Source organism: Micromonospora sp. NPDC048999 (assembly GCF_040649295.1).
Taxonomy (GTDB): domain Bacteria; phylum Actinomycetota; class Actinomycetes; order Mycobacteriales; family Micromonosporaceae; genus Micromonospora.
Window position 1 is genome coordinate 64,708 of the sequence record NZ_JBEZFI010000010.1, and the last position, 18,739, is coordinate 83,446.

The 18,739-nt window shown below is 72.3% G+C and carries 22 protein-coding genes; 11 read left to right on the forward strand and 11 right to left on the reverse strand.

What is annotated here, in order from left to right:
- Window positions 1-89: 89 nt before the first annotated feature.
- Window positions 90-281: a hypothetical protein gene (locus AB0C02_RS14410; protein WP_357548138.1), complete on the reverse strand. Its 192-nt coding sequence runs from the start codon at window positions 279-281 to the stop codon at window positions 90-92.
- Window positions 282-1,324: 1,043 nt separating this feature from the next.
- Between AB0C02_RS14410 and AB0C02_RS14415 the strand changes: the two genes are divergently transcribed.
- Both AB0C02_RS14415 and AB0C02_RS14420 read left to right on the forward strand, forming a co-directional pair.
- Window positions 1,325-1,672 (forward strand): Lsr2 family protein, encoded by a 348-nt coding sequence (locus AB0C02_RS14415; protein WP_357548141.1) that lies wholly within the window; start codon window positions 1,325-1,327, stop codon window positions 1,670-1,672.
- 250 nt (window positions 1,673-1,922) lie between these two features.
- Window positions 1,923-3,176, forward strand: coding sequence for an MFS transporter (locus AB0C02_RS14420; RefSeq protein WP_357548143.1), 1,254 nt, complete (start codon window positions 1,923-1,925; stop codon window positions 3,174-3,176).
- A 94-nt stretch (window positions 3,177-3,270) separates the two neighbouring features.
- Here the strand turns inward: AB0C02_RS14420 and AB0C02_RS14425 are convergent, their stop codons facing one another.
- A complete protein-coding gene (locus tag AB0C02_RS14425) occupies window positions 3,271-4,134 on the reverse strand; it encodes a hypothetical protein (protein WP_357548144.1) in 864 nt (287 codons plus the stop codon).
- Window positions 4,135-4,303: 169 nt separating this feature from the next.
- Here AB0C02_RS14425 and AB0C02_RS14430 point away from each other — a divergent pair, with 169 nt between their 5' ends.
- From AB0C02_RS14430 to AB0C02_RS14450, 5 genes are all read left to right on the forward strand, one after another.
- Window positions 4,304-4,489: a hypothetical protein gene (locus AB0C02_RS14430; RefSeq protein ID WP_357548146.1), complete on the forward strand. Its 186-nt coding sequence runs from the start codon at window positions 4,304-4,306 to the stop codon at window positions 4,487-4,489.
- 14 nt (window positions 4,490-4,503) lie between these two features.
- Window positions 4,504-4,944: an Asp23/Gls24 family envelope stress response protein gene (locus AB0C02_RS14435; RefSeq protein ID WP_357548148.1), complete on the forward strand. Its 441-nt coding sequence runs from the start codon at window positions 4,504-4,506 to the stop codon at window positions 4,942-4,944.
- A 1-nt stretch (window position 4,945) separates the two neighbouring features.
- Window positions 4,946-5,464 (forward strand): hypothetical protein, encoded by a 519-nt coding sequence (locus tag AB0C02_RS14440; protein ID WP_357548149.1) that lies wholly within the window; start codon window positions 4,946-4,948, stop codon window positions 5,462-5,464.
- On the forward strand, window positions 5,461-6,012 hold the full coding sequence (locus tag AB0C02_RS14445; RefSeq protein ID WP_357548150.1) for a hypothetical protein: 552 nt from the start codon (window positions 5,461-5,463) through the stop codon (window positions 6,010-6,012). Before AB0C02_RS14440 ends, AB0C02_RS14445 begins: the two co-directional genes overlap by 4 nt.
- A 66-nt stretch (window positions 6,013-6,078) precedes the next feature.
- Window positions 6,079-6,795, forward strand: a complete 717-nt coding sequence (locus tag AB0C02_RS14450) for a helical backbone metal receptor (RefSeq protein ID WP_357548151.1) — start codon at window positions 6,079-6,081, stop codon at window positions 6,793-6,795.
- Between the two features lie 72 nt (window positions 6,796-6,867).
- On the opposite strand, the gene AB0C02_RS14455 is transcribed toward AB0C02_RS14450, so the two are convergent.
- Window positions 6,868-7,566 carry a CBS domain-containing protein gene (locus AB0C02_RS14455; protein ID WP_357548153.1) on the reverse strand — a complete coding sequence of 233 codons (699 nt, stop codon included), beginning with the start codon at window positions 7,564-7,566 and terminating at the stop codon, window positions 6,868-6,870.
- A gap of 217 nt (window positions 7,567-7,783) precedes the next feature.
- On the opposite strand from AB0C02_RS14455, the gene AB0C02_RS14460 reads away from it, so the two are divergent.
- Window positions 7,784-8,359 (forward strand): hypothetical protein, encoded by a 576-nt coding sequence (locus tag AB0C02_RS14460; protein ID WP_357548335.1) that lies wholly within the window; start codon window positions 7,784-7,786, stop codon window positions 8,357-8,359.
- Window positions 8,360-8,518: 159 nt separating this feature from the next.
- Window positions 8,519-8,887 carry an FKBP-type peptidyl-prolyl cis-trans isomerase gene (locus AB0C02_RS14465; protein WP_357548155.1) on the forward strand — a complete coding sequence of 123 codons (369 nt, stop codon included), beginning with the start codon at window positions 8,519-8,521 and terminating at the stop codon, window positions 8,885-8,887.
- A 134-nt stretch (window positions 8,888-9,021) separates the two neighbouring features.
- Here AB0C02_RS14465 and AB0C02_RS14470 read toward each other — a convergent pair whose 3' ends face one another.
- From AB0C02_RS14470 to pdhA, 5 genes are all read right to left on the reverse strand, one after another.
- Window positions 9,022-9,372, reverse strand: a complete 351-nt coding sequence (locus tag AB0C02_RS14470) for an STAS domain-containing protein (RefSeq protein WP_357548157.1) — start codon at window positions 9,370-9,372, stop codon at window positions 9,022-9,024.
- Window positions 9,373-9,536: 164 nt separating this feature from the next.
- Window positions 9,537-10,802, reverse strand: a complete 1,266-nt coding sequence (locus AB0C02_RS14475; RefSeq protein WP_357548159.1) for an Ig-like domain-containing protein — start codon at window positions 10,800-10,802, stop codon at window positions 9,537-9,539.
- 255 nt (window positions 10,803-11,057) lie between these two features.
- Entirely contained in the window at window positions 11,058-12,482 is a 1,425-nt protein-coding gene (locus tag AB0C02_RS14480; protein WP_357548160.1) for a dihydrolipoamide acetyltransferase family protein, read from the reverse strand.
- The gene (locus tag AB0C02_RS14485) at window positions 12,479-13,483 is read right to left on the reverse strand and encodes an alpha-ketoacid dehydrogenase subunit beta (protein WP_357548163.1); all 1,005 of its coding nucleotides are present in this window, start codon (window positions 13,481-13,483) and stop codon (window positions 12,479-12,481) included. The genes AB0C02_RS14480 and AB0C02_RS14485 overlap by 4 nt, the downstream gene beginning before the upstream one ends.
- Window positions 13,483-14,688 (reverse strand): pyruvate dehydrogenase (acetyl-transferring) E1 component subunit alpha, encoded by a 1,206-nt coding sequence (pdhA, locus tag AB0C02_RS14490; protein WP_357548337.1) that lies wholly within the window; start codon window positions 14,686-14,688, stop codon window positions 13,483-13,485. The genes AB0C02_RS14485 and pdhA overlap by 1 nt, the downstream gene beginning before the upstream one ends.
- A gap of 72 nt (window positions 14,689-14,760) precedes the next feature.
- On the opposite strand from pdhA, the gene AB0C02_RS14495 reads away from it, so the two are divergent.
- Entirely contained in the window at window positions 14,761-15,264 is a 504-nt protein-coding gene (locus AB0C02_RS14495) for an Lrp/AsnC family transcriptional regulator (protein ID WP_357548165.1), read from the forward strand.
- Window positions 15,265-15,270: 6 nt separating this feature from the next.
- Here the strand turns inward: AB0C02_RS14495 and AB0C02_RS14500 are convergent, their stop codons facing one another.
- The 3 genes from AB0C02_RS14500 to AB0C02_RS14510 all read right to left on the reverse strand — a co-directional run bounded on the left by AB0C02_RS14500 (window position 15,271) and on the right by AB0C02_RS14510 (window position 16,979).
- Window positions 15,271-16,245 carry a DNA primase small subunit domain-containing protein gene (locus tag AB0C02_RS14500; protein ID WP_357548166.1) on the reverse strand — a complete coding sequence of 325 codons (975 nt, stop codon included), beginning with the start codon at window positions 16,243-16,245 and terminating at the stop codon, window positions 15,271-15,273.
- A gap of 40 nt (window positions 16,246-16,285) precedes the next feature.
- Complete coding sequence (locus AB0C02_RS14505; protein ID WP_357548167.1) at window positions 16,286-16,612, reverse strand: hypothetical protein; 327 nt, start codon at window positions 16,610-16,612, stop codon at window positions 16,286-16,288.
- A gap of 136 nt (window positions 16,613-16,748) precedes the next feature.
- The gene (locus AB0C02_RS14510) at window positions 16,749-16,979 is read right to left on the reverse strand and encodes a hypothetical protein (RefSeq protein ID WP_357548338.1); all 231 of its coding nucleotides are present in this window, start codon (window positions 16,977-16,979) and stop codon (window positions 16,749-16,751) included.
- 261 nt (window positions 16,980-17,240) lie between these two features.
- Here AB0C02_RS14510 and AB0C02_RS14515 point away from each other — a divergent pair, with 261 nt between their 5' ends.
- Window positions 17,241-18,725, forward strand: a complete 1,485-nt coding sequence (locus tag AB0C02_RS14515; RefSeq protein ID WP_357548168.1) for a S8 family serine peptidase — start codon at window positions 17,241-17,243, stop codon at window positions 18,723-18,725.
- The last annotated feature ends 14 nt before the right edge of the window (window positions 18,726-18,739 follow it).

Sequence of the window (18,739 nt, forward strand, 5' to 3'; positions counted from 1 at the left end):
GAGCACGGTTCTGGAGCCGTTTTCACGAAGAACCCGGGTCGGCCTTGATCCCGCTGATCGAGGCCGACCCGGGAAATGCACGTCCGGCTTCAGCAGTTGCGGATCGACCAGACCGCGTCCCAGTTCTGGGTGCCTTTACCCTTGGCCGTGAAGGTCTTCAGGACGTTGCCGCTCTGGCCGTAGAAGGTCACGCGAACACCGCCGGTCTGTTCGTTGTCGTAGCTACCCGCGCCCTGCCAATAGGACAGATGGTACAGGTTGCAGGAATAGAGGTCGAACACCTTCCAGTCGCTGGTCGTCGGATCCCACCCAAGGCTCAGAGGTTCCCCGGGGGACAACTGGTGGTGTCGGGGTTCGACACGTGCCGCACTCGGTGGGCCGCCGGTGAAATCGTCGGCGAAATTGCACCCACCCCACTCTCGGGCTGCCCGGTCGCGGCCGTCACGCCAGCGAGGGCGACAGGCGCCGCTTGGGCACCGCCGGACGCGGGTGGCAAGGCCACGACGTGGGCGCTGGCGGGCCCGCTGTGCTGGGCGGATGCTGGGCTGGTCAGGGCGAGCACGCTCGCCAGGCCACACCGCCCACCAGCGCGAAACCACGAGCCAGGTTCCTGATCACGGATCGATGCTCGACTCCGTGTGATGGCCGCGGGAACACGTGAGGCTCCTTCCACAAAGCGATCGCTGCGCCGAATGACTGGCAATCAAATGCGTCGATCGACGCCAGGCTAGCAGCGCAGAACGGCGCGCCGACGACAGCCAAGCAGATCACAGAACAATTTTCAGCAACCCGTGGCACGGATTCCACTGACGCGAACACGCCTCACCCTCGGCCCCGTCGCGCCATTCAGGCGGTGATCCACCCGAGAAATGCGAGGATCACTGATCGCCGAGCCGAATTCGCCTCATCTTCGCCGGCCGCTCGCCCCGAGCCAACCAGACCGGGTCCCGGCCAACGGCACCATCGCCGGGTCCTGCGCGAGGACGCAAGGTTCCGAGGGGCAAGCGGACCAGAACATCACGATAGTGACAGATGCTCAGGTTCGGCCGGAATTCGGCAACCGTTACCCGGCTCGATGGATGTGAGTTCGGCTCAGATTTGACTCTCCCGCCGCCTCCCGCCAGCGGTGCGGGCGACCCGCGCCAGCTTGTGACCCACCCCACTTCCCGACGCCTTCGGTGGCGGAACGCAGCGCGTCGGCCCGCCATTCCCGGCACGGGATTAGCCGACCCACCGAATGGCGAACGACCGATATTGTTGCGAATTTGCCGCGCCGTAGGTCAAACTCTTAGCCGGACCCTGCCCGACACAAGGAGCAATGGCGATGGCAAGGAAAGTAATCACGGTTCTGACCGACGACCTCGACGGCGGAAAGGCCGATCGGACCGTCGAGTTCGGCCTGGACGGCGTGACGTACACGATCGACGTCTCGGACGAGAACGCCGGCGTCCTGCGCAAGGCGCTGGACCCGTACATCAGCGCTGGCCGACGGATCGGGCGTGGACCGCTGGAGGCTGGACGCGCAGCGCGGCGGCCGGCGCGCCCGGCCACCTCCGGAATGGACCGCGAGCAGAACCGCGCCATCCGGGAATGGGCCACGAAGAACGGCTACGAGATTTCCGAGCGGGGCCGCATCCCGGTCTCCGTGGTGGAGGCCTACAAGAACCGCTGAGAACCGCCGAGCCCTCCTGGTTCACCGTCGGGCACACCGGGGTCACGCTGAGAAATCGGCGTGGCCCCGGTTGGCGTTTTCAACGTTGACAATTTTCACCCCGGCGGAGTGTGCCGGCCATCCGGCAACCACCCCGACCGTGAGCCGCGCCACCATGATCGCCCGGTGACCGACCCCCCGTCGTACCCCTAGGTTGTAATGACCGGCACGGCCGGAGCTCATTACACGAACGACGCACGGGGGATGGCGCATGGTGACGTGGTGGCGGCAGACCGGGGGCGGGTTGCCCCGTACGTTCTGGTATCTGTGGACCGCCACGCTGATCAACCGGCTGGGCAGCTTCGTCGCCATCTACCTCGGCGTCTACCTGGTCTCGGTGCGCCACTTCGACCCGTCGTACGCGGGCATGGTGATCGGGTTGCACGGTGCCGGCAGCGCGCTCGGCACGCTGGTCGGTGGCATCGTCGCCGACCGGTGGGGACGGCGGCCGGCGATGCTGTTCGGCAACGTCGCCGCCGCGGCCACCGCCGCCAGGATGGGACTGGCCGGGCACCCCGTCGCCATCGCGGCGCTCACCCTCACCCTCGGGCTCTTCCTCGGCGTGGCCCGGCCCGCCTTCACCGCCACCATCATCGACGTGGTCGGCGAACGCGACCGGCTGCGGGCACTGACCTTGAACTACTGGGCGATCAACATCGGCTTCTCGGTGGCCGCCATCGTGGCCGGCGTGCTGATCCGCGTCGACCCGCTGCTGCTCTTCGCGATCAACGCGGCCGTGCTGCTCGGCACCGCCACCCTGATCGCCCTGAAGGTGCCGGAGTCCCGGCCGGCCCCGGAGGCCGTCGGGCCCCGCGTACGGGCCGACCGAGGCGGGCTCGGCGCGGTGCTGCGCGACCGGGTCTTCCTCACCTTCACCGCGTTGACCGGGCTGATCTGGCTCTGCATCGAGGCGAACGCGATGCTGCCGGTGGCACTGCAGGCCGATGGGCTGCCCGCGTCGGCGTACGGGCCGGTCATCGCGGTGAACGGGCTGATGATCGTGGCGGGACAGTTGTTCGTGCCCCGGCTGATCGCCCGCTTCGACCGGAACCGCACGATCGCGGTGGCGGCGGTGGTGGTCGGCGTCGGGTTCACGGTCACCGCCATGGCCCACACCGTGCCGTTCTACGGGCTCAGCGTCCTGATCTGGACGCTCGGCGAGATGATGATGACGCCCGCCAACTCGGCGCTCAGCGCCGACCTCTCCCCGGCCGCGCAGCGCGGCCGCTACCAGGGCGTCTACTCACTGGGGTACGCCTTCGCCAGCTTCGCCGGCCCGACGCTCGGTGGCCTGGTCACCGGGTGGTTCGGGGTTACCGTGCTCTGGCTCGGGCTGAGCGGACTGGCCCTGCTGGTCGCGGTGGGCAACCTGCTCGCCGGTCCGGCCCGTACCCGCCGGATCGAGACGCTCCGGGCACCCGCGCCGCAACCGGCCCGGCCCGTGCCCGCGACCGCGCCCGTGTGACCCACGCCCGGCCCGCGACCGCGCCGGTGTGACCCATGCCCGGCCGGCACCGCCCGGTGTCAGCCGGGACACGACCCGGGCGGCGCGCGGGCGGTCAGTCGGCGCAGAGGTGGTCGAAGGCGAAGCCGCCGTCGAGCTCGTCCCGCCGTGCGGCCAGCATCCGGAGACGCCCACGCAACTCGTCCCGGTCGACCAGCGACGGCTCGACGGCGTCGAGGTCGCGCAGCCGCTCCCCCACCGCCACGGCGGCCAGGTCCTCGGCGAGTTGGCCCGGATCCACGCCGCAGGAGAACCGCTGCGCGAACAGGTCGACCCGTTCGACCAGGCACCGGCCGGGCCGCACCTCGACCCAACTCCACCCCTCGGCCGGGCCGCCCGCCCACCGCACGTGCATGCCGCGGACGATCGGATCGGCGAGCCGACGCTCGACGTACGCCTCGACGACGGCGGCCCGGGCCAGCGCCCCGAGATCGTTCACCGGCCCGCTGCGGCCGTCCGGCAGCCGGCCGACGATCTCCCGGAACTCGACGACGTACCCGCTCTCCGGCGCCGAGCCGGCGGCGTAGCTCCGCGCGTCGATGACGTACTCGACGAGACGGCGGGCATGGTCGGCGCCGCACAGCGTCGCCGACTCGACCCGCAGCACCGGCAGGCCGACGGCGTCGCAGACCACACTCGTGATCCGCTCGGCACGGCGGGCGGCGGAGCCGGCAGGCGGCGGCGCGACCTGCACGGCGAAGACCGGACGGCCGCTGTCGGCCGCGCAGACCACCTGGTCGAAGCTCTCCCGGAGGGCGCTGCTCCACTGGTGCCCGGTGATGCCCGGCGGCCGCCCCTGCACCAGCTCACCCAGCCGCCGCGACGCGTACCCGACGTGGCCAACCCGGGTGAGCAGCGGGGCGGGCCCGGCCGTGATCGGACGCAGCCAGGAAACCGCCACGCTGCCGGTACTCGTCATCTTCGCTAGATCCATCCATCGCTCGATCGACGCCCGAGTCTAGGCCGTCGATCGACCACGGACACCACCTCCCCGGCTTGCGAAAGCTCGGGCCGTCGGCGATGACTGCGCGGCACGGAAACGGGTACGCCACGCCGGTCCGGTCGGTCGTCGCTGGGCGGAGGTGGGCATGACGCGGCAGCAGTTCGGGTTCCTCGCTGGGTTTCTCCTGGTGGTGGTCTGGGCGCTCGGCGGCGCCGGCGCCGCCGCAGCAGCCGCCCTGGCCGGGCTCGTCGGCTGGCTCCTGGTCCGGGTCCTCGACGGTGACGTCAACGCGCCCGGGTTCGCCGACCGTGGCACGGACCGGCGAGGCTGAGCGAGGCCGCGACGATGACCAACGCCCTGCCCCGGCGCGGCGCGTCCGCGCCCGGTCTCGGTAGCGCCGACGGCGGGGGCTGCGGGCTGGGCCGCAGGCACGCCGGCGCCCCGGCGCGACCGTGGAGCGAGGAGCACACCGGCCGGCTGGTCGAGGAGGCGGCGGAAGGCCTGCCGGGCGCCACCGGCGCCGCCGCGACCGTCCGCGCGCACGGGGGCGTCGTCCGGATCGACCTGGACCTGGTCGTCGACCACGGCACCCACCTTCCGACGGTCGCCGAGGCGGTACGCGCCCGGGTCGCCGCCCGGGTCGAGACGGACGCCGGTCTCACCGTCGAGACGGTCACCGTCACGGTGGTGGACCTGCGCCTGCCCGACGCGGCGGGCCCGGAGCCGAGGGCCGACGCCAACGCTCCTGGAGGCGACATGAGCGCCGGCCCGACGGCCGGCGGTTGACGTGCGGACGGTCAACCGCATCGCCACCCTGCTGCTCGCCGTCGCCCTGCTCGCCGGCGGGACGCTCGTCGCGGTCGGGGCGCTGCTCGCCGCCGCCGGGCACCCCGGTTCGCCGGTCCGCCGGTGGTACGCCACGCTCACCACCACCCACTGGCAGGACGCCCCGGTCCGGGCGGTCGCCGCAGGCGTCACCCTGCTCGGTGTGGTCGCGCTCGTCGCGCAGCTGCGCCGGTGGCGCCCGGTCCGGCTACGCCTCGCCGAGAACGACGGCTGGCATTGGCACCGCCGTTCGGTCGAACGGCGGCTGGCTCGGGCGGCCCGCACCGTGCCGAGCGTCCGACGGGCCCGGGTGCGCGTCCGCCCGCACGGGGACATGTGGCGGCCCCGGGTGACCGCCACCGGCGACCCGGAGGCCCGCGCCGACGTGGAGTTCGCGCTGCGCCGGGAACTCGACCGACTGGCCGCCCCGTGCCGTGGCCCGATCGAGGTCCGGCTCCTCCCCACCCGGCGAACGACGTGAGCAACGCCGCCCACCGGCTGCTCTGGACGGTGCTCGCCCTGCTGCTCGTCGCGGCGGGCGGGGTCGCGTCCGCGGTCGGGCTGGGCTGGCTGCCCGGCGGGGGCGCCCCGCTGCTCGGGGCCGGGCCGGTCACCTGGTGGCAGGCCGGTACGCCGTGGAGCGCCCTCGCGGTGGCGGTCGGCGGGGTGCTGCTGGCCCTGCTCGGGCAACGCCTGCTCGCCGCCGGGCTGCGGGCGCCGGGCCGGCTGGCCGGCACCCTGACCCATCCGGGGAACGGTGGTGGGCGTACCCGGGTGGCGTGTGAGGTGTTGACCGGCGCGCTGGAGCGCGATCTGCTCCGGGCGCAGGGCGTGCACCGGGCCCGGGTGCTGCTCACCGGCCCGGTCGGCCAGCCGGACGTCTGGGTCGAGGTGCGGCTGGCTGCCTCCGCCGACCTCGGCACGACCCGCGCCCACGTCGACGCCGCGGTCCGGCGGTTCGCGGCGACCCTCGGCTGCCGCCCGGCCCATCTGGACGTGACGGCGGTGGTGGACGCGGCACCGCACTGACCGGCCCGCCCGACGGTGGACGCCCTCGGTACGCGAGGATGCTCCGCAGCGAGGAAGGGAGCCGTCGTGCGGGTGGTGTCACTGGTGCCGTCGTTGACCGAGGCGGTGGCGCTGACCCGGCCCGAGGTGCTGGTCGGCGCGACCGATTGGTGCACCCATCCGGCCGGGCTGGACGTCGACCGGGTCGGCGGCAGCAAATACCCGGACCTGGACCGGGTGCTCGCTCTCCGGCCCGACCTGGTCCTGCTCAACGAGGAGGAGAACCGGCTCGCCGACGCCGACGCCCTGCGGGCGGCCGGCGTACCGGTCTGGGTCACGTTTCCCCGTACGGTGCCCGAGGCGCTGGCCCAGCTCGGCGAGCTGCTGACGGCGATCGGGGTGCCGGCTGAGCCGGACTGGCTGCGGGACGCCCGCCTCGCCTGGGCCGCGCCGCCCGGCCCGGCGGCACCGCGCGACGCGGTCGTGCCGGTGTGGCGGCGGCCGTGGATCGTGCTCGGCCGGGACACCTTCGCCGGTGACGTGCTGCGCCGGCTCGGCGTCGCCAACCAGTGGGCCGACCACGCGGAGCGTTACCCCCGCCCGAGCCTGGACGAGTTGCGCGCCCGGGCGCCCGAGCTGGTGGTACTGCCGGACGAGCCGTACCGGTTCACCGCGCAGGACGGGCCGGAGGCGTTCCCGGGCATACCGGCCGCGCTCGTCTCGGGCCGCCACCTGACCTGGTACGGCCCGTCGCTCGCCGAGGCGCCCGCGCTGCTCGCCGCCCAGCTCGCCGACACCGTCTGACCACCGGACCGGGCGGACAATCCCGCTCGCCGCAGCGGCCGGCCGGCCCGGTCGGGGCCGGCCGGCCGACGGTCAGGCGACCGGCGTGGCATGCACCGGATCCAGCTCCCTCAGCGTGCCGTCGTCCACGTCGTACGCGATGGCGTTGTGAACCTGCACGACACCGCTGACCTGGGCGGCGAGCCGGCCGGCGAGTTCGACGGCGCCACGCCGGTCCAACCGGCCGTCCAGAGTGACCGCACCGTCACGGACCTGGACGGTGACCAGGCCGTCCCGCACCGCGAGCACCCGACGCAGCACCTCCTGGACCACGTCCTCGCGGATCTCCGCGTCGGTGCGCAGGTGCACCCGCAGCAGGTCGCCACGGGTCACGATACCGACCAACCGGCCGAGGTCGTCCAGCACCGGCAGCCGCTTGACTGCCTCGCGGTCCATCAGCCGGGCCGCCGCCGGCAGCGACGCCTGCGGGTACGTGGTCACCGCCGGCGCGGTCATCAGGTCCCGGGCGAGCAGCGCGCCCGCCTTCTCCCGGGCGGTACGCCGGCGCCGCCCCTCGAAGACCCGCCGCTCGTCGGGTTGCCCGGCCCGCTCCACCTTGTGCAGCAGGTCCGCCTCGGAGACCAGGCCCAGCACCCGGCGGTGGCCGTCCACCACCGGCACGGCGCTGACGGCCCGCCGGATCAGCACATCGACGATCTGACGGTACGGTCTCTCCTCCCCCACCGTCGCGACGTCCCTGGTCATCACGTCGCCCACCTGCCATGTACGCATCACGACCTCCTGGTCCGGTGTTTCGATCACGACGGTAGGGCGGGGGCGTCCACCCTCGTCAGAGGCGATCGGCAGGCCGGGTAAGGCCGTCCGGGCCGGGCCCGGACGGGTCCAAGGTCCCGGTCAGGAGCGGCCCGGTCGACCCTGGCCGCACGACAGCGGCGGAGGTGGAGTGAAGATGCCACCGGGAAGCGCGGTGCGAGGCATGGGAAGGGACGTGGAGACCATGACCGCGACTGTCGAGCGGATCACCGCCAACACCGTCGCTCCGGCGGTGCAGACCACCCGCCAGGTCGAGACCATCCGGCAGAAGGCCACCCGGTACGTCTTCGCCGGGCTGCGGATCGCCCTCGGCTGGATCTTCCTCTGGGCCTTCCTGGACAAGATGTTCGGCCTGGGGCACGAGACCACGGCGAAGAACGCCTGGCTCAACGGCGGCAGCCCCACCAAGGGCTTCCTGACCTTCGGTGCCAAGGGCCCGTTCGAGGGCCTCTACCACGGGATCGCCGGGGCGGCCTGGGCGGACTGGCTGTTCATGATCGGACTGGCGGCCATCGGCGTCGCCCTGGTCGTGGGGATCGGGATGCGGGTCGCCGCGGTCGCCGGCGGGCTCCTGCTGGTCATGATGTGGACGGTCGTGCTGCCTCCCGCGAACAACCCGTTCATGGACGACCACCTGGTCTACGCGGGTCTGCTCGCCGGCTTGGCCCTCGTCGGCGCCGGCAACACCCTCGGACTCGGCCGGGCCTGGGCGAAGCTCCCCATCGTCCAGCGGCTCCCCTGGCTCAGGTGAGGCAGTACCCACCGGGCGGGCGTCACCGAAGGTGGCGCCCGCCATCTCGTCCGTCCACCGGTCCCCGCCGCCGTCGCGGCGGGGACCGACGCGTATCGGCCGGTCACGATCCGGCAGGATCGACGGAGATTGCACCCGAAAGCACCGAGGAGACACGGCATGGAGAAGCCCGAGGTTGGCCCGATCGAGGGGGCGCCGCCCGCCGATCTTGTCATCGAGGACATCACGGTCGGCGAGGGCCCGGAGGCCCGCCCCGGCCAGCTCGCCAACGTGCACTACGTCGGCGTGTCCCACTCGACCGGCCGCGAGTTCGACGCCTCGTGGAACCGGGGCGAGGCGTTCGAGTTCCCGCTCGGCGGCGGGCAGGTCATCGCCGGCTGGGACCAGGGCGTGGTCGGGATGAAGGTCGGCGGCCGGCGCAAGCTGACCATCCCGCCGCACCTGGGCTACGGCGCCCGGGGCGCCGGAGGGGTCATCAAGCCGAACGAGACGCTGATCTTCGTGGTGGACCTGCTCGGCGTCCGCTGACACCGCGGACCGACCCGCGCCGGGGCCGTCGGCACCCGTGCCGGCGGCCCCGGCGCCGTCCCGGGTGGTCGGCGGCCCCTGGCGCCGTCCTGGATAGTTGGTGGCCTGGCGCCGCCTGCCGGGATGGCCGGCGGTCAGGCCGGGACCAGCTCCGCCGCCGGGGCCGACTCCACGATCGCCATCACCCGGTGCAGCCCGGTGGCGCGCAGCACCCGACGGACCACCGGGTCGGGGTCGACCAGCAGCAGCTCGCCGCCGCGGGCCCGGGCCCGCAGGTGCGCGGCGACCAGCGCGCGCACCCCGGCCGCCGACAGGACCCGAACCTCGGACAGATCCAACCGCAGCACGGGCCGCGCGGGCGCGGCCCAGAGCGCCGCCCGGAACGCCCCGACCGTGGCGATGTCGATCTCGCCGACCGCCCGGACGTCGACCACGTCGTCGGCCACGCTGATCTCCACGTGGAACCGCTCGCTGTGCTGCCCCATGCCCGTCAACCTATCCGCCGGGCCCGACATTTTCGCCTGGCCGGGCCCGGAATCCGGGTTCGTCCCGGGTCGGACCCCGAGACGCTCAGGGTGTCCCCCGGACCACGTGCGACGGACGGCCCGCCACCTCGGCGGGCCGTCCGTCGGTCGTTCTCCCCAGGTCCTCAGCCGCCGGTCACCGACGGGGCGGGTGCGGGCGCCGACCCGCCGGCCACCGCACCCGGGTGCGGTGTCGCGCTCTGCGTGGGCTTGAGCCCGGCCGGCACCGGCAGCGCGCTGCCCTTGGCGAAGTCGTCCCAGCTGACGTTCCAGGCCGTGAAGCCGTTACCCTGGTCCAACTTCACCTCGGTGCCCCTGACCGTCACCAGGTCGCCGACCTGGGTGACGCTCATCAGCCAGTGCGCGTCAGTGGACGAGACGTTGGTGCAGCCGTGTGAGGTGTTGGTGCTGCCCTGGTCCCCCTCCGACCACGGCGCGGCGTGGATGAACTCGCCGCCCCAGGTGAGGCGCTGCGCGTCGTCGACGTCGACCACGTAGCCGCCGTTCGGGTCACCCCGGGTGTCGAACGTGGTCCGGTCGAACTTCTCCATGATCACCATGTTGCCGCTGGAAGTCGGTGTGCTCTCCTTACCGAGGCTCACCGGAACCTTCCGGAGCAGCTTGCCGTCCTCATAGACCGACATCTGTTTGGTGGCGTTGTCGATGTCGAGCGAGGCCTGCCGGCCGATCTTCGATGCCACCGTGTGGTCCGCGTCACCGATGGCGTCCTTGCCGATCGGTAGCCCCTGCAGGGCGCTCCGCACGTTGATCTTGGTGCCCGACTTCCAGAAATCGGGGGCCCGGTACTCGATCTGGGTGCCATCCGCGATCCACGACCACGTGCCCGGCTGCGGCGGGTCCGTCTTCACGAACAATCGTCGCTGCACGTCCGCCCTGGCCTCTTTCGGAATCGCCGGATCGAACTTGACGACCAACGGCATCGCCGTCCCGTACGTCTCGTTGTCGGTCAAATAGAGCGTGCTGGTGATCTGCGACCTGTCCGACGCGCCCGCCGTGGTGAAGGTCGTCTTCTGCGTGGCGGACTTCCCGGAATCGCCCTTCGCGGTCACCTCCGCGGTGTACGTCCGTGAATTCTGCAACGGCTTGGTCGGCACCCAGCTGGAGCCGTCCTCCCGTGGCTCCGCCGGCACCTGCGCGCCCTTGTCGTCGGTGAGCCGGACCGCGGTAATCTTCCCGCCGCTGACGGTGGCGCCCACCTCGGCGCTGATCGGCACGTCCTTCGCGTGGTCCGACGGTGTGACGGTCAGCGACGGGGGCTTCTTCTCCTTGCCCGGCCTCATCGCCTTCGGTGCGGCGGTGCAGCCGGCGACAACCAACGGTGTGGTAGCCATGGTTACCGCCAATAGCGTGAATCGTCGCCTCACGTCCATATCCGGTCCCCCATTTCCACTCCCCTCGGCCACATTCTGTACGGCGTTTCCCAGGCCCCGGCGCTCTTCCCCGAGAAACGCCCGTGAAACCACGGGCACCTGGTCACCGAGGTGCCGGACAGGTCGCCGCGAGAAGGCGACGTCCCGGATCGGTTGCCGGAGGCGGTTGGGTTACCGGCGGGCCGAAAGGGTCGGTCGTCCAACGCGACGGGGCCGGTCACCCAGCAGAGGGTGACCGGCCCCGGGGGGCGGATTTCAGACGTTCGCCACCAGCAGCGCGGGCTGCTCGACACAGTCCGCGACGTGGCGCAGGAAGCCACCCGCCACACCGCCGTCACAGACCCGGTGGTCGAAGGTGAGGCTGAGCTGAGTCACCTTGCGAACCGCGAGCTGACCGTCGACCACCCAGGGCTTGTCGACGATCCGGCCCACCCCGAGCAACGCCGCCTCGGGGTGGTTGATGATCGGGGTCGAGCCGTCCACCCCGAACACCCCGTAGTTGTTCAGGGTGAAGGTGCCGCCGGTCAGCCGCGCCGGAGGCAGGGTGCCCGATCGGGCCGCGGCGGTGGTCTCCGCCAGCGCCGCGGCAAGCTCGCGGGTGGTCAGCCGCTGCGCGTCCCGCAGCACCGGGACCACCAGGCCACGGTCGGTCTGCGCGGCGATGCCCAGGTGCACCCCGGCAGACTGGATGATCCGCTGCCCCGCCGTGTCGACCTGGGCGTTGAGCTGCGGATACCGACGCAGCCCGCTGAGACAGATCCGGGCCAGCAGGGCGAGGATGCTGACCGGGGCGTCCGGGCTGGCCGCGTTGATCGCCGCCCGGGTCTCCAGCAGCCCGGTGGCGTCCACGTCCACCCAGATGGTCACCTCGGGGATCTCCCGCCGGCTGCGGGACAGCTTGTCGGCGATCGCCCGGCGGATGCCGGTGAGCGGGATGACCGTGTCCCCGTCGCCGCCGGCCGCGAGCCCGACATGCGCCTCGGGGGCGTCCGGCACGGCAGCGCGGCCCGCCGCCGGCGCGGCCTCCACGTCGGCGCGGCGGATCACCCCGCCGGGCCCGGTGCCGCGCAGCGACGCCAGGTCCACACCGCGTTCCCTGGCCAGCCGACGCACGATCGGCGAGATGACCAGGACGGGCCCGGCCGTACCCGCGCGCCCGCCGGTTCCGGTCGGGGCGTCGGCCGCCGGGGTGCCTCCGCCGGCCGACGCCCCGCCGTTCCGGCCGGGACCGGCGGACGGCGCCGCCGGGGCACCGCTCTCCGCCGGGCCGGCCGGGGTCTCGGCGGTGGATTCCGGCGCGACGGCCAGCCGGGGCCGGCGCCGCCGACGGCCGGAGCCACCGTGGCCGGTGCCGTAGCCGATCAGCACGTTGCCGGAGCCGGCCCGCTCCTCCTCGCGGTAGGTGGCGTGCCCGGCGGGCTCCGCGCCGTCGCCGGTGTCGAGGGAGGCGATGGTGATCAGCGGCTGGCCGACCGGGCGCACCTCACCCGCCGCGCCGTGCAGCGCGACGACCCGACCCGCGTACGGGCAGGGCACGTCGACCACGGCCTTGGCGGTCTCCACCTCGACCACGCTCTGGTCCACGGTGACCACGTCGCCGACGGCGACCCGCCACTCGACGATCTCCGCCTCGCTCAGCCCCTCCCCAAGGTCGGGCAGGAGAAAATCTTTCGTGCTCATGCCTTCACCCACCGGTTGTCCGGCTGGTCGTCCCACTGCAGCCGGGCCACGGTGTCCAGGACCCGGTCGACCGAGGGCAGGTGGGTGTGCTCCAGCATCGGCGCCGGGTACGGGATGTCCAGGCCGGACACCCGCAGCACCGGGGCGTGCAGCGCGTGGAAGCAGCGCTCCTGCACCCGGGCGGCGATCTCCGCACCGACCCCGGCGAAGCCCTGCGCTTCCTGGAGCACCACGCAGCGGCCGGTCTTGCGGACCGACGCGGTGACCGTGGCGTCGTCGAACGGCACGATGCTGCGCACGTCGACGACCTCCAGGTCCCAGCCCTCCTCGCGGGCGGCCTCGGCTGCCTCCAGCGCGACCGGCACCGCCGGCCCGTACGCGACGAGGGTGGCGTCGGTGCCGGCCCGGCGCACGACGGCCTGGCCGAACGGCGCGGTGCGGGCCGGCAGTTCCGCCTCGCCGCTGGAGAAGTAGAGCTTCTTCGGCTCCAGGAACACGACCGGGTCCGGGTCGTCGATCGCCTCGCGCAGCAGGGAGTACGCGTCCTCGACGGTGGCCGGGGTGACCACCTTCAGGCCCGGGGTGTGGGCGTAGTAGGCCTCGGACGAGTCACAGTGGTGCTCGACGCCGCCGATGCCGCCGGCATAGGGAACCCGGATGACGATCGGCACGCTGAGCGCGCCGCGGGTGCGGTTGCGCAGCTTCGCCACGTGCGAGGCGATCTGCTCGAACGCCGGGTACGCGAACGCGTCGAACTGCATCTCGACCACCGGCCGCAGCCCGGACATGGCCAGGCCGACGGCGAAGCCGACGATGCCGGCCTCGGCGAGCGGGGTGTCGAAGCAACGCTTGTCGCCGAAGCGGGCCTGGAGCCCGTCGGTGATCCGGAAGACGCCGCCGAGCTGCCCGACGTCCTCACCGAAGACGAGCACCCGCTCGTCGTCCAGCATCGCGTCGGCGAGCGCGGCGTTGAGCGCCTTCGCCATGGTCACGGTGGCCATCAGGCGTTCCCCTCCTCGTCGCGGGCGGCGGCCAGTTCGGCACGGACCTGCTCGCGCTGCTCGACCAACTGCGGGGTCGGCTCCGCGTAGACGTGGTCGAAGAGGCTGAGCGGGTCGACCGTCGGCTGGGTGTTCATCCGGTCGCGCAGCGCGGCAGCGTACGCCTCGGCCTCATCGGCGATCGCCGCGACCGCGGCGTCGTCCAGCACGCCCCGGGCCCGCAGGTACGCCTCCAACCGGGCGACCGGGTCGCGGTCCCGCCACGCGTCGACCTCGTCGGCGTCCCGGTAGCGGGTCTGGTCGTCGGCGTTGGTGTGCGGCTCCATGCGGTAGGTGTGCGCCTCGACCAGGAACGGCCCCTTGCCGGCGCGGGCATGCTCCACCGCGCGGGTGAGCACCGCGAGGACCGCCACCGGGTCGTTGCCGTCGACCTGCTCGCTGGGTACGCCGTACCCGACACCCTTGTAGGCCAGGCTCGGCGCGGCGGTCTGCCGGGACAGCGGGACGCTGATCGCGTACTTGTTGTTCTGCACGAAGTAGACGACCGGGGCTTTGAACACGGCGGCGAAGTTGACCCCCTCGTGGAAGTCGCCCTCGCTGGTGGCGCCGTCGCCGATGAACGCCAGTGCCACGGTGTCCCGCCCCTGGTACGACTCGCCGTAGGCCAGGCCGGCGGCATGCACGCACTGGGTGGCGAGCGGGGTGCACTGCGGCGCGGTGCGCCGGGCCGCCGCGTCGTACCCGCAGTGCCAGTCGCCGCGCAGCAGGGTGAGCACCTCGACCGGGTCGATGCCCCGGGCGGTCAGCGCCATCGACTCGCGGTAGGTCGGAAAGACCCAGTCGGTGTCGCGCACCGCGAGGACCGCGCCGACCTGGCACGCCTCCTGGCCGCGAGAGGACGGGTAGACGGCGAGCCGGCCCTGCTTGGTCAGCGCGGTGGCCTGGACGTCGAAGCGGCGGCCGACGACCATTCGCCGGTACATCTCGCGCAGCGCCTCGACCGGCGGCTCGGGGTAGTCGTCCCGGGCCGGCAGCGGGGTGCCGTCCGGGTTCAACAGCCGAACGGGCTCGGCGTGCGGCAGCAGGCCGGCCGACGGGTCGGGAATGGCCGGGGTGGCCTTCCGGCGGGCGCGGGGGGATGCCCTGCGGGCCGCCTGGGGTGTGGTCGTCACGGCGGGGACCTCCTGGACGTGTGGTGGGACTATGCTCACGCCCTCGGATGATTGACTCAAGTTGCCCGTGGAACGCGGGACGAATGGCAGAACACGAGGTGATCCATGAGCCAGGCGACCAACCCGGCACCGGGCGCGACAGGCGGAACGGGACGTTCGGCCGGGCCGCTCGACGAGGTGGACCGGCGGATCCTGCGCGAGCTGGTCGGCGACGGCCGGCTTTCCATTCGTACGCTGGCCGAACGGGTGCACGTCTCGCGCACCAACGCATACGCCCGGGTGGAGCGCCTGATCCAGGACGGGGTGATCACCGGATTCCGGGCCCAGGTGGCGCCGGAGCTGGCGGGGCTGGGCACGTCGGCGTACATCGCGCTGACCATCGAGCAGAACACCTGGCGGGAGGTCTCCGAGGAGCTGGCCCGGGTGCGCTACGTCGAGCACGTGGCGCTGCTCAGCGGCGAGCACGACGTGCTGGCCCTGGTCCGGGCGCCGGACAACGCCACCCTGCGGAATGTGGTGCTGGAGCGGGTGCAGAGCATCGCCGGGGTGCTGTCGACGCGTTCGTGGCTGGTCTTCGAGGAGTTCGACGGGGCGCAGAACTCCTGGTAGTAGGGCTCAGCGTTCCGGCGGGGCCGCCAGCCCTTCCCGGTCGGCCAGTTCCAGCAGCGGCTCCAGCGAGAAGCGCCGGTCGTCCAGGCCCGCGTGCGGGTCGCCCCGCTCGGCGAACCGGGCCGGCAGGCTAAGCACGTCGAAGTCCTCCGGCCGCGCGTCGTCCAGCTCCGACCAGTCCAGCGGCGCGGAGACCAGGGCACGTGGGGTGGGCCGGATCGAGTACGCCGACGTCATGGTGTGGTCGCGGGCCATCTGGTTGAAGTCGACGAAGACCGGGCGGTCCCGCTGCTCCCGCCACCAGGTGGTGGTGACCAGCTCGGGCAGCCGGCGCTGCAGCTGGCGGCCCAGCGCCAGCACCGCCCGCCGGCACTCGCCGAAGCCCCACCGCGGCTCGATCGACAGGTAGACATGGATACCCCGACCGCCGGTGGTCTTCGGATAGCCGACCAGGCCCAACTCGTCGAGGAACGCGCGCACCTCGTGGGCGACCGGGACCACCTGGGCGAAGTCCACCCCCGGCATCGGATCCAGGTCGATGCGGAGCTGGTCGGGGCGCTCCACGTCGCCGGCCGAGACCGGCCAGGGGTGGAAGCGCAGGGTGCCCAGGTTGACCGCCCAGATGACCACGGCCAACTCGCTCGGGGCCACCTCGTCGGCGGTCCGACCGCTGGGGAAGGTGAGGTGCGCGGTGCGTACCCAGTCGGGCGCGCCGGCGGGCAGGCGCTTCTGGTAGAAGGCGTCGCCACGGTTGTCCTGCCGGGTGGCGACCTTCGCGCCCTCGAACACCCCGCGCGGCCACCGTTCCAGCATGGTCGGCCGGTCGCGCAGGGCGCGCAGGATGCCGTCGCCGACGGCGAGGAAATAGCGGACCACGTCCAGCTTGGTCAGCCCGCGCTCCGGGAAGTACGGCTTGTCGGGGCTGGAGACGCGGACCACCCGCTGTCCCACCCGGATCTCCTCGGCCGCCGCGGTCGCCATGTTGCACAGGGTAGCGGGCAACGAGCCGTGTGGCGGGCGGTCAGGAGAGCAGCATGATGCCCGCGACGACCAGCGGCAGCCCGACGAACAGGAAGATCCCGACACCGGTGAGGACGCGGCCACCGCCGCCGGTCTCCCGCTCGGGCGCGAGCCCGAAGGTGGCCCGGGCGCCCAGCATGCCGACCCGGCTGAGGGTGAGGTCGCCGGTGACCCCGAGCAACCCCCCGACGATGACCAGGGCGATGCCCAACCGGGTGACGAACTCGCCGCCGGACACCGCGACCCAGACGCCGGCGGCGACCGCGACCACCACCAGCGCGATCACGAACAGCACCAGTGCTTCGCGCAGACCCCTGAGGACCGTCATTGATGGCTCCATCCCGTCGTGTCGGACGAGACATTCTGCGCCATCGACGTGTCCGGCCGCTGCCCGCGCCTGCGGGTCGCGGAGTCCGCACGCGTCGGCCGGGGTGGTCAAGCCCACCCCGGCCGGGACGTACCGGTCAGCCCTTCTCTCGCTGAAGCCGGTCGACGAGCAACTTCTTGCCCTGGTCGCCGGCCTTGCGGTTGTTGTCCTGGATCTTCCGGAACCAGGTCGCCAGCTCGCTGTCGCCCCGCTCCTCGGCATCGGCGATGTACGTCTCCAACTGCCAGAGGTGCTGGAGTGACATCTGCACCGCGTGGATCAGGTCGTAGTTCTTGTCCTTTACCGGGCTCATCGACTCTCGGACCATGGTCGCCACGGCGCACCTCCCCGTGCTGTCGGCTTCCGGTGGAGCAGCGCGATTACCCGCTGGCACCCCGCCGACACGCCCGGTCCCGACCTCGGGGGCTTTGCCACCTTCTGACAGTTGTTGTTCATCCGTTCGGCTGTGTGTAACACAACATCACAACCCTACGCTGAACCACTGGAAAGTGAGCATCCCGCTCGTTTTCCGCCGGTCCGCTTCCCGCCAGGTAGTAGGGCCGGCTGGATCAGCCCCCTGGGAGTCTGTGTGAAGAACCTGCGTCGCAAGACCCTCGCCGCCGCGTCCGTCGTGACGCTCGGCGTCGGCCTCGCCGCCATCGGCGGGTTGGCGCCCGCCTCGGCAGCCGGACCGGAAAACACGTTCCTGGTCCTCGCCCCGCAGAACGGCAAGACCGACAAGGCCGCCGCCCGCGTGGCGGCCGCCAACGGCACCGTGGTGGCCAGCTACGACCAGATCGGCGTGCTCGTCGTCCGCTCGACCAACCCGAACTTCGCCACCGCGGTGGCGGGGGCGGGCGTCGAGGCGGCCGCCACCACCGCCGGCCTGGGCACCGCCCTCGACGAGGGCGAGACCGTCGAGGTGTCCGCGGAGGAGCTCGCCAACGCCACCGGCGACCCGACCAAGGAGCCCATGTACGGCCAGCAGTGGGACATGGACATGATCCACGTCCCGCAGGCCCACAAGGTCACCATGGGCAGCCCGAACGTGGTCGTCGGCGTGCTGGACAGCGGCATCTCCAGCACCCACCCCGACCTGGCCACCCAGATCGCCAAGGACAAGAGCGTGTCCTGCATCGGCGGCGTCACCAACACCGCCGAGGCGGCCTGGAACCCGACCACCAGCGACCACGGCACCCACGTGGCCGGCACCATCGCCGCCGCCGTCAACGGCGTCGGCGTGACCGGCATCGCGCCGGGTGTCAAGGTCGCCGCCGTCAAGGTGGTCAACAACGACGGCTACATCTACCCGGAGGCCGCGGTCTGCGGGTTCATGTGGGCCGCCGACCACGGGTTCCAGCTCACCAACAACAGCTACTACATCGACCCGTGGGAGCTGAACTGCCGCAACGACGCCCGCCAGCGTCCGGTGTGGCAGGCCGTGCAGCGAGCGATCCGCTACTCGCAGAACAAGGGCGTGCTCAACATCGCGTCCGCGGGTAACTCGAACTACGACCTCGCTCACAAGATCACCGACACCGGCAGCCCGAACAACGGGACGCCGGAGAACCGCGAGAACCTCACCAGCGCCTGCCTGGACCTCCCGGCCCAGGCCCCGGGCGTGGTGACCGTCTCGGCGGTCGGCCCGACCGGGGAGAAGAGCTACTACTCCTCGTACGGCCAGGGTGAGATCAACGTGACGGCGCCGGGTGGCGACAGCCGGGTCCGTACCCAGGGCCGTAGCTCCACCTCCACCGACGCGATTCTGTCGACCACCTTCAACACGGCGACGAAGACCAACGGTTGGGGTTACAAGCAGGGCACGTCGATGTCCGGCCCGCACGCCACCGGTGTCGCGGCGCTGGCGCTGTCGGCTCACCCGGGGATGACCCCGGGCGCGCTGTCCTCGTTCCTGGAGCGCACGGCGGTGGGCATGTCCTGCCCGAAGGGTGTCTACAACCCGGTGCCGCTGTGGCCGAACAACCCGAACGGCTACGACGCGACCTGCTCGGGCGGGAACCGTAACGGGTTCTACGGGTTCGGCATGGTCGACGCGTACAACGTCGTGAAGTAACAGTCGCACCACCA

Excerpts from the sequence above, each read along its gene's own strand:
- AB0C02_RS14415 (WP_357548141.1), top strand. The coding sequence starts at position 1,325 with ATGGCAAGGAAAGTAATCACGGTTCTGACCGACGACCTCGACGGCGGA.
- AB0C02_RS14420 (WP_357548143.1), top strand. The coding sequence starts at position 1,923 with ATGGTGACGTGGTGGCGGCAGACCGGGGGCGGGTTGCCCCGTACGTTC.
- AB0C02_RS14425 (WP_357548144.1), bottom strand. The coding sequence starts at position 4,134 with ATGACGAGTACCGGCAGCGTGGCGGTTTCCTGGCTGCGTCCGATCACG.
- AB0C02_RS14430 (WP_357548146.1), top strand. The coding sequence starts at position 4,304 with ATGACGCGGCAGCAGTTCGGGTTCCTCGCTGGGTTTCTCCTGGTGGTG.
- AB0C02_RS14435 (WP_357548148.1), top strand. The coding sequence starts at position 4,504 with ATGACCAACGCCCTGCCCCGGCGCGGCGCGTCCGCGCCCGGTCTCGGT.
- AB0C02_RS14455 (WP_357548153.1), bottom strand. The coding sequence starts at position 7,566 with ATGCGTACATGGCAGGTGGGCGACGTGATGACCAGGGACGTCGCGACG.
- AB0C02_RS14465 (WP_357548155.1), top strand. The coding sequence starts at position 8,519 with ATGGAGAAGCCCGAGGTTGGCCCGATCGAGGGGGCGCCGCCCGCCGAT.
- AB0C02_RS14470 (WP_357548157.1), bottom strand. The coding sequence starts at position 9,372 with ATGGGGCAGCACAGCGAGCGGTTCCACGTGGAGATCAGCGTGGCCGAC.
- AB0C02_RS14475 (WP_357548159.1), bottom strand. The coding sequence starts at position 10,802 with ATGGACGTGAGGCGACGATTCACGCTATTGGCGGTAACCATGGCTACC.
- AB0C02_RS14480 (WP_357548160.1), bottom strand. The coding sequence starts at position 12,482 with ATGAGCACGAAAGATTTTCTCCTGCCCGACCTTGGGGAGGGGCTGAGC.
- AB0C02_RS14485 (WP_357548163.1), bottom strand. The coding sequence starts at position 13,483 with ATGGCCACCGTGACCATGGCGAAGGCGCTCAACGCCGCGCTCGCCGAC.
- AB0C02_RS14495 (WP_357548165.1), top strand. The coding sequence starts at position 14,761 with ATGAGCCAGGCGACCAACCCGGCACCGGGCGCGACAGGCGGAACGGGA.
- AB0C02_RS14500 (WP_357548166.1), bottom strand. The coding sequence starts at position 16,245 with ATGGCGACCGCGGCGGCCGAGGAGATCCGGGTGGGACAGCGGGTGGTC.
- AB0C02_RS14505 (WP_357548167.1), bottom strand. The coding sequence starts at position 16,612 with ATGACGGTCCTCAGGGGTCTGCGCGAAGCACTGGTGCTGTTCGTGATC.
- AB0C02_RS14510 (WP_357548338.1), bottom strand. The coding sequence starts at position 16,979 with ATGGTCCGAGAGTCGATGAGCCCGGTAAAGGACAAGAACTACGACCTG.